We start from the raw sequence: 13589 nt of genomic DNA, 5'->3' as shown, positions 1-13589 counted from the left end.
GGGGCCGCGGCGGAGGACACCGGGAGACCCGGCGCCGGGGAGCCCGACGGCGGGAACCCCGGCGGCGGGCCCGCGCCGGGTTCAGCCGTGCGGGTTGGTCAGCGGCCTGGTCCGTTTCTCGGTGGGGGGATCGGCGTGCCGTGCCACCACGGTGGTCGTCCCCGCCGGGCGCGGCCTGCCCCACGCGTCGGTGTGCGCGGAACGCCCCGAGTGCGCAGAGCCGTTCCCGGTCCGGGCGTCGTCCGGTGCGGGCGACGCCGCCGGGGACGTGCCCCGGGCCGCCTCCACCCTGGCCTCCACGTCGCGGACCCGCCCCCGGCGCCGGAACAGCAGCCAGCCGAGCGAGCCCGCCAGCACCGCGGCCATCGCGGCGAGGCCGGCCGACCCGGAGGCGAACAGCGAGAGCCACAGCCCGACCAGCCCGCCCAGCACCCAGGCGATCTGCAGGAACGCCTCCACCACGCCGAACGTGGAGGAGCGCACCTCCTCGCCGATCTCCCGCTGCACGATCGCGTCCAGGGCGAGCTTGCCCAGGCCCTGGGCGAACGCCGCCACCAGGGCGACGGCGACCGCGCTCCACATCTGGAAGACGACCGCCGCCAGCACGGTGATCGCGGTCGTCACCGCCAGCGTGGCCAGCACGATGACCTGCGGGGAGTGGTTGCGCACCCAGGAGGCCACCGCCGTGCCCGCCAGCCCTCCGGCCCCGGCCGCCACGGCCAGCACGGCGACCGCCACCGTCGGCGGCAGGCCGGGCAGGTTCCTGTCCTGGACCAGGAAGAGCAGGTAGAACAGCAGGAAGCCGGAGTAGACGCGGACGGCCACGTTGGCGTACATCGCCTCGGCCACCACCGGGCCCACGTTGAGCATGGTGCGCCAGCGGTGCGGCCGGTCCCCGCCCTCCTCGTCCAGGCCCTCCAGGTCGGGGGAGTCGACGTGCCGGGGGAGCCGTACGGCCAGCACGCCCTGGAGCAGGAAGAGCACGGTGGCGCCGCGCAGCACCCACTCGGCGCCCAGCCAGGCGCTGGCGCCGGCGCCGATCGGCACCGCGACCCCCGCCGCGACCAGCGCGAACAGCGCGACCCTCGCGTTGGCGGTCACCAGCGCGATGTCGGCGGGCAGCACGCTCGGCATGATCGCCGCCCGCGAGACGTTGTAGGCCTTCGACAGCACCAGCACGGCCAGCGCCGCGGGGAAGATCGTGAACACGTCGCCGGGGACGATCGCCGCCGCCATCGCGAAGCAGAGCAGGCCCCGGCCGAAGAGGGTGCCGGCCATCACGAAGCGCCGCCCCGAGCGGAACCGGTCGAGGACCGGGCCGACGAACGGCGCGACCACCACGAACGGGATCATCGTGATCAGCAGGTAGAGGGCGACCTGGCCGCGCGCCTCGTTGACCGGGAGCTTGAAGAGCGTCCCGGCCAGGGCGGCGGTGACCAGGGCGTCCCCCGCGCTGTGCGCCGCGGTCAGCTCGATCAACTGGCCCAGGCCGGTGCGGTCCGCCCCCTGGGCGTGGGTCAGCCGCCGCGCGGCCCGGCCCGCCCGCCGGGTGCCGCCGACCGCGCCCCGGCCCGCCCGCGCGGCCGTGCGGCCGGTCCCCCTGCCCGCGCGCACGCTCGCCCGGCCCGCGGCGGAGACCGACCGGCCCACCTGCCGGGAGGCCTCACCCGCCGCCTGCCGCACCCGCTTCCACCCCGCTGCCACGTATCCAGTCATACCCGAAGGGCGGGTGAGTTGTCCGGTGCGCTTGGTCACTCGCCGGGTCACTTGCCGGGTCGCTCGCCGGGTGATCGGCACTCCGCGGTGCCGTTCGCTCCGGTCATGGGTGAGAATGAACTGTGAGTGAGCGCAGCGAGCGAGCCAGTGGGGACAGCAGCCGTCGTGCTGCGAGGCTGACGGGAGACGACTCGTGAGCCGGACTCGATCCCGCGCCGTGGTCCCGGACCAGGCGTGCGCGGCGGCCGTCGACCTGGCCCGTGCGGCGGTCGAGGAGAACGTCAGGCCCGAGCAGGTGGGAGATCACCTCGGGGTGGAGGGCGAGGGCGACCGCGTCGTCACCCACTACTTCGCCTGTCTCGACCGCGCCTACCGGGGCTGGCGCTGGGCCGTGACCGTGGCCCGTGCCTCCCGGGCGCGCAACGTGACGGTCAGCGAGGTCGTGCTCCTGCCCGGGGCCGGCGCGCTGATGCCGCCGCAGTGGGTGCCGTGGAGCGATCGGCTCCTGCCCGGCGACCTCGGCGTGGGCGACCTGCTGCCCACCTCCGACGACGACGATCGGCTCGCGCCCGGTTTCACCGAGACCACCGACGAGACCGACCACCAGATGATCTTCGAGTACGGTCTCGGCCGGGCCCGGGTGCTCTCCCCCATCGGCCGCGACCGCGCCGTGCGCCGCTGGCACTCCGGCGAGTCCGGGCCGCACACCCCGCTCGCGCACGCCGCCCCGGCCCAGTGCTCCACCTGCGGGTTCTACTGGCCGCTCGCGGGCGCGCTGCGCACCGGCTTCGGTGTCTGCGCCAACGAGTACGCCCCCGACGACGGGCGGGTGGTCGCCGCCGACCACGGGTGCGGCGCGCACTCCGAGGCCGCGGTACTGCCGCACCAGGTCGAGCCCGCCTCGCCGATCCTCGACGATCTCTCCTACGACACCGCCGAGAACCCGGAGAACGCGCCGGACCCGGACCTGGCCGGTTCGGTGGACGAGACCGCCTCCGAGCCGCTCGGCCACTCCTGATCCGGCGACCCCGGACCGCCGGGTGACCCGGCGTCCCGCGACGCCTCCTCGCGGCGGCCCCGTCCGGGCCGCCGCGTCGGCGACCGGTTCTGTCGCCGACGGCCGGTACGCTCCCGTGATGTCCCGGCAGTTCTTTCCGTCGTGAAGCGTCGGCATCGGGCGCCGGGCGGTGCGGCGCCCGCTCCCGGACGGCCGGACGACGGGACGCGAGAGACGGCCCACGGGGCCCTGACCTTTTGGAAGCATCGCCTTGACTGACACCTTCGGTACCGAACGCCTGCGCTCCGCCGTCCTGGCCGCCTGGACGGCCTCGCCCGCGCGTTTCCGCGAGGACGCCAACGCCGAGGAGGACTTCGCGCTCGGCGGCTACCGTGACCGGCTGATCGTCGAGCTCGCCCAGAACGCCGCGGACGCGGCGCTCCGCGCGGGCGTTCCCGGGCGGCTCCGCCTCTCGCTGCGCGAGGGCGTGCTCTCGGCGGCCAACACCGGCGCCCCGGTGGACACGGCCGGGATCGAGGGCCTGTCCACGCTGCGCGTCTCCGCCAAGCGGGACGAGACCCGCGCGGCCGGGCGGTTCGGCGTCGGGTTCGCGGCCGTGGTGTCGGTCTGTGACGAGCCGGTGATCGGCTCCCTCGGCTCCGGGGTCGTCCGCTGGTCCCGCGATCAGACCGCGGCCCTGGTGGCCGCCGAGCCCGCGCTGGCCAAGGAGCTCGCCGAGCGCGGCGGGCACGTGCCGCTGCTGCGCCTGCCCTTCCCCGCCGGGCCGGTCGAGATCCCCGCGGGGTTCGACACGCTGGTGCGGCTGCCGCTCCGCGACGAGGCCGCCGAGGACGTGGTCCGCGCGATGCTCCGCCAGACCAGCCCCGCGCTGCTGCTGGGCCTGCCCGCCCTGGAGTCGATCGAGGTCGACGTGGACGGGGAGACCAGGACGGTCACCGCCGAGGGCTGGAAGGTCGTCTCCGCCTCGGGGAGTTTCACCCCCGAGCAGGTGACCGAGCTCTTCGCCGACCGCCCGACCGAGGAGCGCTCCCGGCCGCACTGGCTGGTCCGCTGGGCGGTTCCCGTCGCGGGTCCCGCCTCCGACTCCGCTTCCGACTCCGCTTCCGTGCCGGGTGCGGCACCCGGTCCCGGTTCCGCGTCCGGGTCCCTCCCCGGCTCCGCGTCCGGTTCCGCGTCCGGTTCCGCGTCCGGTTCCGCGCCCGGTTCCGCGTCCGGTTCCGCGCCCGGCTCCCTCGTGAGTTCCGCGTCCGGGTCCCTGGTGAGCTCGGCGTCCGGTCCCCTCACGGGTTCCGCGTCGGGGTCCGGTTCCGCGTCCGGGGCCGGGGCCGTATTCGGCTCCGCGTCCGGTTCCCTCTCCGGTTCCGGGGCGGTGGACGGGGAGCCGATGCCGCTGCCCTTCCTGGTGCCGCCCGTGGTGCACGCGCCCACGCCGAGCGACGAGCCGCTGGACCTGCCCGCGCTGCTGATCGCCTCGTTCCCGATGGCCACCGACCGGCGGCACGTGGCGTCGGGGCCGCTGGCCGACTTCCTGGTCGAGCGCGCGGCCGACACGTACCTGGAGCTGCTCGCGGAGCTGCCCCGTACGCCCAGGCTCCTCGACCTCGTCCCCGGCCTGATGGGCAAGGGCGAGCTCGACGCGCGCATCCGCAGGGCCATCCTGCGCAGGCTTCCGGACGCGCCGCTGCTCCCCGCCCTCTCCCCGCCCGCGGACCCCGCGCGATCCGCGGACGCCGCCCTGCTGGCAGACTTCGGCCTCACCGACCCCGGAGAGGCCGGGGCCGAGGCGGGAGCCGCCTCCCACGCCGCGCCTCGCGCCTCCGCCGGAGTCTCCACCGGAGCTCCGGCTTCCGGTGACGGCCTGGTCGTCTCCGGGAGGCAGGCCTCCGTGGTGGCGGCGCCCGCGGAGCTGCTGGACAGGGTCGCCCCCATGATCCCGGGCCTGCTGCCCGCCGGATGGCCGTCCCGGCACCCGGCGATCACCGCGCTCGGGGTCAAGAAGGTGCAGCTCTCCGACATCGTGGACATGCTCTCCGGCGACGCCGTCAAGGACAGGGACCCGTCCTGGTGGCGGTCGCTGTACGAGGTGCTGCCCGCCGACGACCCCGAGGCACTCGGCGCGCTGCCGGTCCCGCTCGCCGACGGCCGCCTGGTCAGGGGACCGCGAGGCACGCTGCTGCTCACCGGCGGCACCGGAAGCACGGGCGGCTCCGGGGGCGCCGGGGGCTCCGCGCTGGACCCCGCCGTCCTGGCCCCCCTGGGACTGCGCGTGGTGCATCCGGACGCGGCCCACCCGCTCCTGCTGCGGCTCGGCGCGGGCGAGGCCACTCCCCGTACGGTCCTGGAGGACCCGCTGACCCGCTCGGCCGTCTCGGAGTCGCTGGACAGTCCCGACCCCGAGCCGGTGGCCCGGGCGGTGCTCGCGCTGGTCGACGCCGCCGGGCTGGCCTCGGGGGACGCGCCCTGGCTGGCGGAGCTGGCGCTGCGCGGTGCCGACGGCGAGCTGTACCCGGCGGGTGAGTTGCTCCTCGCCGACGGCTCGCTGGCCGGGCTGCTCGACGACGAGACGCACTTCGGCACGGCCGCGCCCGAGCTGGTGGAGCGGTACGGCCCCAGGGTGCTCGCCGCGACCGGGGTGCTCGACGGTTTCGCGGTGGTCAACGACGCCGACGTCATGATCGACCCGGACGAGTGCGATCACGACCTGGACCGCGAGGACGAGTGGCTGGAGACCGTCCTCGACCTGCTGCCCGAGATGGACGTCCCGCCGGTCGCCCGGGAGTTCTCCGCCGTACGCGACCTGGAGTACGTCGCCGACTGGCCGGCCGCCCTGGCCCTGCTGTCGCGCCCGCCGCTCCGCTCGGTCCTGCACCCGCTGCGGGTCCTGGTGGCGGGGGAGGTCGTGGAGGTTCCCTCCTACACCGCGTGGTGGCTCTCCACGCACCCGGTGCTGGGCGGCAGGCGACCCACCCAGCTCAGGCTCCCGGCGGGCGACCCGCTGCTGTTCGGCCTGTACGGGGACGCCCCCGCGGCCGTCGACGAGGCCGCGCTGGCGATGATCGGCGTCCGCAGCAGCCTGGCCGACCTGCTCGCCACGCACGGCGGTCCCGACGAGCTGCTCGACCTGCTCGGCGATCCGTCCGTGGAGGTCGACCGGGCGCAGCTCCGCTCCCTGTGGGTGGCGCTCGCCGCCGTCGACCCGTCCCGCGTCGCGCCCCCGCGCTCGGTGCGGGCCGTCCTGGAGGGCGAGGTCGTCGTGGTGGACGCCGAGGACGGTCGTCCGCTCCCCTCCGGCCCCGATTCCGGTTCGGACCCCGGCCCGGCGGGCGAGCCGGTCGTGGTCGAGGCGCCGGACCTGCTGCCGCTCGTCGCGGCCAGGCCGCTGATCCTGGCGCCGTTCGACCTGGCCGAGGCCCTGTCGGAGCTGCTGGACCTGCCGCTGGCCGGGGAGGAGGCCGCGGGCGAGGTGACGTCCTCGGGCGAGATCCGCGAGGTGCCGCCCGCGGTACGGTCGCTGCTGCCGGGCGCGCCCGGCAGCTACGTGGCGCACGAGAGCCTGCTGGTGGACGGCGTCCCCGCCGCCTGGCGGTTCTTCGAGGGCACGGTGCACGCCTCGGGCGTGGAGGGGCTGGCGCGAGGGCTCGCCTGGGCGTCCGGCCAGTGGGGCGACCGCCTCGCGGTGGCCGCGCTGCTCCGGGACCCGGCGGCGGTGCCGCTGCTGCTGGCCGAGGCCGACCTGGACAGCTGGACCGCCTCCACCTGACGGATCGCCTCCGGCGGTCGCCCGTCCGTACGGCGGCCGCCTCCGGGCGGTCCTACAGGATCGCCGTGGTCGGCTCGATCGGCTCCTCGGAGGCGGGCGGCCGGCGGCGGTCACGACGGCGTACGAACCACATGCCGAAGAGGCCGCCGCAGATGCCCGAGACGCACGTCCAGATCCACCAGCGGTGCCCGGGGTCGGGCTGCACGACCAGGAGCACGATCAGGGCGACGGCCCACAGAACCGTGCCCACGAGGATCGTGCGCGTGTCGTCGGTCCGCAACGGCTGCAGCTCCGGAGGGCGTGGCTGGTTCACGCGATCCAGACTAGGTGATGGCATCCCACTGTTCGCAAAACGGATTACGCCAAGGCGCGAATCCGTCTCGAAACCATCACCATCGGTGGCCGGTACTTCCCTGCGGGAGGGGGCAATGTCACTCTGCGTGAGTGAAAGATGTCGTACCTTCCCGTAGCAGTGGGCTTGACCGTTTCTTTTTCATCTCCGACCGGGGTTCCACCGTGGGCCGCGAGGTGCGCGGCGGGTTCGCCACGTTCTTCACGATGGCCTACATCGTCGTGCTCAACCCCTTGATCATCGCGACCGTGAAGGACGCCGAGGGGCAGTTCATCGGCGACGGGAGCACCCCGAACATCCCGCTCGTCGCGGCCGGGACCGCCCTGGTGGCCGGTCTGCTCAGCATCCTGATGGGCGTCATCGGCAAGGTCCCCTTCGCGATGGCCGCCGGTCTCGGCCTGAACGCCTTCGTCACCTACGGCATCGCCTCCCAGATGTCCTGGGAGTCGGCGATGGGGCTGGTGTTCCTGGAGGGCGTGATCATCGCGTTCCTGGTGCTGACCGGGTTCAGAACCGCCGTCTTCAACGCCATCCCACCCCAGCTCAAGACCGCGATCAGCGTCGGCATCGGCCTGTTCATCGCCCTGATCGGTTTCGTGGACGCCGGTTTCGTCCGCCGCGTGGCGGCCGGGCCGCCGCTGGAGCTGGGCATCGCGGGCTCCCTGGCGAGCTGGCCCATCTTCGTCTTCGTCTTCGGCCTGCTGCTGATCGTGGTGCTGGTGGCACGCAGGACCAGGGGCGCCATCCTGATCGGCATCCTGGCCACCACCGTCCTCGCCATCGTCGTGGAGGCCGTCGCCAAGGTCGGGGCCTCGACGACGCCGGGACAGCCCGCCAACCCGTCCGGCTGGCAGCTCGTCGTTCCCCGGCTGCCCGAGCAGATCTTCGGGTTCAACAACCCGCTGGTGCTGTTTAAGGAGTTCGACCCCTTCGGCGCCTTCGGCTCCGTCTCGGCCATCCTGGCGCTGCTGCTCATCTTCAGCCTGCTGATCACCGACTTCTTCGACACCATGGGCACGATCGTGGGCGTCGGCGGGCAGGCCGGTCTGCTGCGCGAGGACGGCAGCCTGCCCAGGACGCGAGAGATCCTCCTCGTCGACTCGATCGGCGCGGCGGCCGGAGGCGCGGCCTCGGTCTCCTCCAACACCACCTACATCGAGTCGGCCGCCGGCGTCGGCGAGGGCGCGCGCACCGGCCTGGCCAGCGTCGTCACCGGCGTGCTCTTCCTGCTGGCGATCTTCATCTCGCCGCTCGTCGCGGTGGTCCCGTACGAGGCGGCGGCGCCCGCGCTGGTCGTGGTCGGCTTCCTGATGATGACCGCCATCCGTGAGATCGACTTCACCGACTACGGGATCTCCATCCCGGCGTTCCTGACGATCGTCCTCATGCCGTTCACGTACTCGATCGCGACCGGTATCGGCGCGGGCTTCGTCACCTTCGTGCTGATCAAGGCCGTCACGGGCAAGGCCCGCGAGGTCCACCCGCTGATGTGGGTCGTCGCGGGGCTGTTCGTCGTCTACTTCGCCCTGGGGCCGATCAAGACTCTGCTCAACCTCGGCTGATCGGCGACACGGAGGCCGTGGTGGCGACGGTGGAACCGATCGCCACCACGGCCTCCGTCCGCGCCGGGAGCGATCGTTCTCCGCTCACCTCCCGTGTCCGCGGTAGGCGGTGAGCACCCGCAGCGCCCGGAGCGTCTCGACCCCCCGGTACTCGAGGGTGGCGGCCGCGCCCGGCGGCTCCCAGGTGATGGCCCAGCCCCCGTCCGGCTGCTGGTCCTTCGCCAGCCGGTCGAGGTGGCCCTCGATCACGTCGTCGGCGAACAGCCGGCGCCAGCGGCTGCCGGGCGTGGGGGCCAGGTGCAGCGGGGTGACGCCGTAGGACGGGTCCGCGGGGTCGGCGCGGTACCACGTCAGTTCGGGAAGCCACGCCCCCACCCGCTCGGCGACGGATTCGGCCCGATCGCGGTCGGGGACGTGTTCGAGGAACACCATCGTCTCGGACATGGCGTGGGCGTCGCCGGGGAAGCCCTTCTCCAGCGCGTCCCAGCACCAGTCGGTGGCCCGGGTGAGCCAGGGGTGGTCCACCTTCATCAGGTGGAGCAGTCCGGCCAGGCCCGCGGTGGGGTTCAGGCCCGGCGTGTACGTCCAGTCGGACCAGTGCCCGGCCCTGGGGTAGCCCTCCATGACCGGCAGGGACAGGGGCACCGCCCCGTCCGGTGCGGCGACCGTCGCCAGCCAGTCGCACGCGCGCGCGATCAGGTCGTCGTCCGGCGGGCCGCCGGCCGCCGCCAGCGTCTGGAAGGCGGCCTCCACGTCGATGGGCAGGCTGTCGGGGCAGCGCTTGTCGGGTTCGAGGCCGTGGCCGAAGCCGCCGTCGGAGTTGCGGTAGCCCCGCAGGGAGTCCACCACCCCGGAGGCGGGCGCCCCCTCGTAGAGGGTGGCGAACAGCCGCCGTTCGAGCAGGCGCCCCTCGCGGAGGATGAAGTCCCGGGCGTTGTCGAAGATGTCGTCACGCATGACGCCCATACTGGCCCGGTGCCGTCCCGTCCGTCTTGAACGAATCGGACACGGCCCGCCGGTCGCGAGTCGTCCGGGTGACTCCCCGGAAGGAATCACGGGCGGACCCTGCCGCCACGTGCGTGATCCGCGGGCGTGCGGCGTCACCCCGGAAGGACGGTGGGCTCCGTACTTCCCAAGAGGGACGGCAGGTCCACCAGCAGGACGTCGCCACGGCGACGGGCGATCGCCACGAGGTCGGGGTGGAATCCCTCCAGGGAGAAGATCGCCAGTTTGGCGTTGGTGACGTCGTGCCCCTGGTCCCCGAGAGTCTCCTTCAACCGGTCGAGCCGTTCCAGGTCCGAGGGACCTCGCCGTACGACGGTGGCCTTCGCCTCCCCGATGAGCCCCACCGTGGCGCGGCCGGATCTCCGGTCCAGGGCGATGACGTCGATCTCGTGTCTGGCCCGGCCGCTCCGGTCGTTGACCACCGTCGAGGAGACTGTGCTCATCCCGTCGCCAAGGGAGGGGACGGTCCGGCGCCGTAGCCACTCGCGTGAGCACTCCTCGAAATGGGGACCGAGGATGCGGGAGACGAACGTGGGCCGGGACTCGCGCCATGCCCGGGCGGAGCCGCCCGTCTCGATCAGGTCCCGCTTCGGAACGGTGATCAGATTGTGGAAGCGGATGATGGGGTCCGCGACGGTGATCACCGGGCGACGCTCCCAGAGCGGGTCGGTCGACTGGCCGAGGTAGCCCGAGCTCGCCAGCATCTCGATCGGGCGGGTCAGGGAGGAGCGCTCCCGTTCGAGCAGCCCGCCGATCTTCGCCGGACTCGTGGCGCCGTTGGCGACCGCGTTGATGATCGCGTAATGGAGCGCGCTCCCGGTGAACCGTGGGTCCTCCCGCAGCAGGTACTCCGCCTCGCTGCGGGAGAAGAGCGCCTGACCGGGATCGAGGACCGTCGCCGGGAGCCAGGTGTCGAACTCCTGCGGGGTCCGGGGTGAGGGGGCCGAGGTCAGGTTGCGGTACCCGGGAGATCCGCCGAGGGTGGCGTGAAGTCGCAGGGCGGTCGCGGGGTCGTCGATGCCCCAGTGCCGTGCGGCGGTGCTCACGTCGAAGGGCCGCAGGCGGATGTCGACGACCGCCCGCCCGCGCAGCGCCTTGGTGCCGGACAGGAGATCGTTCATCACGGACATGGCCGACCCGCAGACGATCACCCGTCCGCCGTCGTGGCCGTGACCGGTCTGGGAACGGTCGTAGAGCAGTTGGAGCAGGCCGGGAAGCTCCGGGGAGTGCGTCATCCAGTAGGGCAGCTCGTCGATGACCAGCAGGCCGCCGGTGCCGCGCCGTCGCGTCGTCAGGCTGATCGCCGAATCGAGGAGAGGCTCCCAGCCGGCGTCGTCCCGGAAGAGGTCGGAGCTCACCCCCGCATACCGCGCGAGGTCGTCGGCGAACCGCCGCCGCGCGGTCACCGTGCCCTCCTCCGCGACGGCGGAGACGTAGAGACCGTCCATGGAGTCGGCCAACGCGCGAAGAAGGTAGCTCTTGCCGACACGCCGCCGCCCTGACACGACCCCCAGTCGCAGATGGGGGTCGGGGTGCGTGACGAACGCGGTGAGCGTCGACCACTCGGCGTCCCGCGCGAGCAGGTGAGAGGGCTTAGACATGGCCACCTCCAAAATTGTACGCTCCCGAGCATACAATTCAGGTGGGGTCGGGGGTCGGCTTACGACTCCTGTTCGGGAACGTTCTTGTGCCGTGGCTCCCCGATCGGAGGAGCCGGAGGGGCCGGGTACGGGGCGGTGGGTCCCGGGTGGTCCGTTCGGAGGGCGGGAGAGGCCGGGTTGCCACGATGGGAGAGGCCCGGGGGCGGGGGTTTGGCGAAGCTTCACCCGTCTGGGACGCTGTACGGCCCGCGCCGAGCAGGACCCCCTGGAGGGAATCCCGTGCACCCCTATATAGTTAGCGAAGGTAATGACTTATGCTAACGAATCTTCCCAGGAAGGACCGCGTCGCCAGCCTGCGCAGCGACGCCGGTCTGGCTTCGGCGCTGCGCGTGTCCCTGGCACGGCTGACCAGACGCCTGCGCAGGCAGGCCGCGGTGCACTCGCTGACGCCCACCCAGCTCGCGACGCTCGCCACGGTGGAGCGAAACTCCGGGATAACCCCCGGCGAGCTGGCCGACCTCGAGAAGGTGCAGCCGCCCTCGATGACCCGCGTGATCGCCGCGCTGGCCGATCGGGGTCTGGTGTCGCGTACGCCGCACCCGACCGACCGGCGCCAGGTGAGCGTGAGCGTGACCGAGGAGGGCTCGACCCTGCTCGGGGAGGAGCGGCGGCTCAAGGACGCGTGGCTGACGCAGCGCCTGAAGGAGCTGACCCCCGAGGAGAGGGCCACGCTCCGGCAGGCGGCTCCGATCCTGGAGAAGCTCAGCCGGATCTAGCCGACCCCGAGGAACCGGCGGGTCCACCGGCCCCGGTGACCTCGGTCGCCCCGACTGCCCCAAAGAACCAGACTGCCCCGAAGGACCCGACTGCTCCGAAGGACCCGACTGCCACGACGGCCGCTCCGGTGACCCCGGGCGCCACGTCGGCGGACGAGATCCGGGCGACGCGGGACGGCACGGCCCAGGCCGTGGACGTCCCCGAGACGCGGGGCGGGATGTTCCGCTCCCTGCGCATCCACAACTACCGGCTGTTCGCGGCCGGAGGGGTGGTCTCCAACGTCGGCACCTGGATGCAGCGCACCGCCCTGGACTGGCTGGTGCTCGACCTGACGAACAGCGCCACGGCGCTGGGCGTGACCGTCGCGCTGCAGTTCCTGCCGCTGATGCTGTTCGGCCTGTGGGGCGGCGTGCTCGCCGACCGCTACCCCAAACGGCGGCTGCTGCTGACCGCCCAGTCCCTCATGGGCCTGCTGGCGCTCACCATGGGCGTGCTGACCGTCACCGGCTCGGCCCAGGTCTGGCACGTGTACGTGATGGCGTTCACGCTCGGCCTGCTGGCCTGCGTCGAGGTGCCGACCCGTCAGGCGTTCGTCGTCGAGATCGTGGGCCGCGAGGACCTGCCCAACGCGATCGCGCTGAACTCGTCCAGCTTCAACCTGGCCCGCGTGGTCGGCCCGGCCGTCGCCGGTGTCCTGATCCACGCGCTCGGCGGCACCGGCCCGATCTTCGTGATCAACGCGCTCTCGTTCGTCGCCGTGATCGGCGGGGTGCTGCTGATGCGCACCCGCGAGCTGACCGCCTCCGAACCGGTGCCCCGGGGCAAGGGACAGCTCCGCGAGGGGGTGCGGTACGTCATGGGCCGGCCCGAGCTGCTCATGCCGATCCTGCTGCTCGGCTTCGTCTCGCTGTTCACCCAGTCGTTCTCGATGTCGATCGCGCTCATGTCCAGGGAGGTCTTCCGGGCGGGCGCGTCCTCGTTCGGCATCGCCTCCAGCATGTTCGCGGTGGGCGCGCTGGCCGGGGGGCTGATGGCGGCGCGCAGGGTGCGGCCCAGCAGGCGGCTGCTGATCGCCGGGGCCGTGTCGTTCGGCCTGTTCCAGATCGCCACCGGCCTGGCCCCCTGGTACCCGCTCTACCTGGTGCTGCTGGTGCCCGCGGGAATAGCGCTGATCTCGGTGAACACCGCGGCCAACGCCAGCGTGCAGATGGCCACCTCTCCGGAGATGCGCGGCCGGGTGATGGGCATCTACGTGCTCGTCTTCACCGGCGGCGCCCCGCTGGGCGCGCCGCTGCTCGGCTGGATCGCCGAGCTGGGCGGCCCGCGCGCCGGGGTCGTGGTGGGCGGGGTGCTCACCCTCGCCGGCATCGGCGCGGCGACGGCACTGACGAAGGTGATCAGCAGGAGGTCCCGCACGGCCGTTCGCGGGGCCGACGCCGCTCCCGCCGGTGCGTGACGAGCCCGCCCGCGCCCCGGAGCCCTGCCCGACCAGGTGAGCCATGGCGGCCGGCGATCCGCCGTGGCGCGGTGAGCCGCACGGGCGGTGATCCACCGTGGTCGCGGTGAGCCGCGCGGCCGGTGATCCGCCGAGCGCGCCGGGTCCCCTGCGGGAGCGTGGCGAACGGTGTCCGGAGGCGCGGGCACACCGCGGGCAGGGCTAGGCTCCAGGGCGTGGATCGTCCCAGTCGCTGGCTTCTGCCCACGGTGCTCGTCCTGCTCGTGCTCCTCGTGGTGATCGGCGCCCTCGTCTCCTAGCCGCCGGTGCGGCCGGGTGCCCTTTCGCGGGTCCCGGGGCCGC

General features: G+C 73.3%; 10 protein-coding genes. 6 read left to right on the top strand and 4 right to left on the bottom strand.

What is annotated here, in order from left to right:
- Positions 1-81: 81 nt before the first annotated feature.
- Positions 82-1704 carry an MFS transporter gene (locus tag ACLQ2R_RS34825; protein WP_425965668.1) on the bottom strand — a complete coding sequence of 541 codons (1623 nt, stop codon included), beginning with the start codon at positions 1702-1704 and terminating at the stop codon, positions 82-84.
- 205 nt (positions 1705-1909) lie between these two features.
- Here ACLQ2R_RS34825 and ACLQ2R_RS34820 point away from each other — a divergent pair, with 205 nt between their 5' ends.
- Together ACLQ2R_RS34820 and ACLQ2R_RS34815 are read left to right on the top strand one after the other, a co-directional pair.
- Entirely contained in the window at positions 1910-2734 is an 825-nt protein-coding gene (locus ACLQ2R_RS34820; RefSeq protein WP_425965667.1) for a DUF3027 domain-containing protein, read from the top strand.
- Between the two features lie 250 nt (positions 2735-2984).
- The gene (locus ACLQ2R_RS34815; RefSeq protein ID WP_425965666.1) at positions 2985-6494 is read left to right on the top strand and encodes a sacsin N-terminal ATP-binding-like domain-containing protein; all 3510 of its coding nucleotides are present in this window, start codon (positions 2985-2987) and stop codon (positions 6492-6494) included.
- 52 nt (positions 6495-6546) lie between these two features.
- On the opposite strand, the gene ACLQ2R_RS34810 is transcribed toward ACLQ2R_RS34815, so the two are convergent.
- Entirely contained in the window at positions 6547-6807 is a 261-nt protein-coding gene (locus ACLQ2R_RS34810; protein ID WP_425965665.1) for a DUF2530 domain-containing protein, read from the bottom strand.
- Between the two features lie 203 nt (positions 6808-7010).
- On the opposite strand from ACLQ2R_RS34810, the gene ACLQ2R_RS34805 reads away from it, so the two are divergent.
- A complete protein-coding gene (locus ACLQ2R_RS34805; protein WP_425965664.1) occupies positions 7011-8408 on the top strand; it encodes an NCS2 family permease in 1398 nt (465 codons plus the stop codon).
- Between the two features lie 84 nt (positions 8409-8492).
- On the opposite strand, the gene ACLQ2R_RS34800 is transcribed toward ACLQ2R_RS34805, so the two are convergent.
- A complete protein-coding gene (locus tag ACLQ2R_RS34800) occupies positions 8493-9365 on the bottom strand; it encodes a hypothetical protein (protein WP_425965663.1) in 873 nt (290 codons plus the stop codon).
- A gap of 143 nt (positions 9366-9508) precedes the next feature.
- Positions 9509-11014, bottom strand: a complete 1506-nt coding sequence (locus ACLQ2R_RS34795) for an ATP-binding protein (RefSeq protein ID WP_425965662.1) — start codon at positions 11012-11014, stop codon at positions 9509-9511.
- A gap of 314 nt (positions 11015-11328) precedes the next feature.
- On the opposite strand from ACLQ2R_RS34795, the gene ACLQ2R_RS34790 reads away from it, so the two are divergent.
- The 3 genes from ACLQ2R_RS34790 to ACLQ2R_RS34780 all read left to right on the top strand — a co-directional run bounded on the left by ACLQ2R_RS34790 (position 11329) and on the right by ACLQ2R_RS34780 (position 13546).
- Positions 11329-11790 carry a MarR family winged helix-turn-helix transcriptional regulator gene (locus tag ACLQ2R_RS34790; RefSeq protein ID WP_362810912.1) on the top strand — a complete coding sequence of 154 codons (462 nt, stop codon included), beginning with the start codon at positions 11329-11331 and terminating at the stop codon, positions 11788-11790.
- A gap of 128 nt (positions 11791-11918) precedes the next feature.
- Complete coding sequence (locus tag ACLQ2R_RS34785; protein WP_425965661.1) at positions 11919-13247, top strand: MFS transporter; 1329 nt, start codon at positions 11919-11921, stop codon at positions 13245-13247.
- Between the two features lie 158 nt (positions 13248-13405).
- Complete coding sequence (locus tag ACLQ2R_RS34780) at positions 13406-13546, top strand: hypothetical protein (protein ID WP_425965660.1); 141 nt, start codon at positions 13406-13408, stop codon at positions 13544-13546.
- The last annotated feature ends 43 nt before the right edge of the window (positions 13547-13589 follow it).

Source organism: Streptosporangium sp. DT93 (assembly GCF_049844535.1).
In the GTDB taxonomy this organism is placed as follows: Bacteria; Actinomycetota; Actinomycetes; order Streptosporangiales; family Streptosporangiaceae; genus Streptosporangium.
This window is presented reverse-complemented; position numbering and strand designations above follow the sequence as displayed.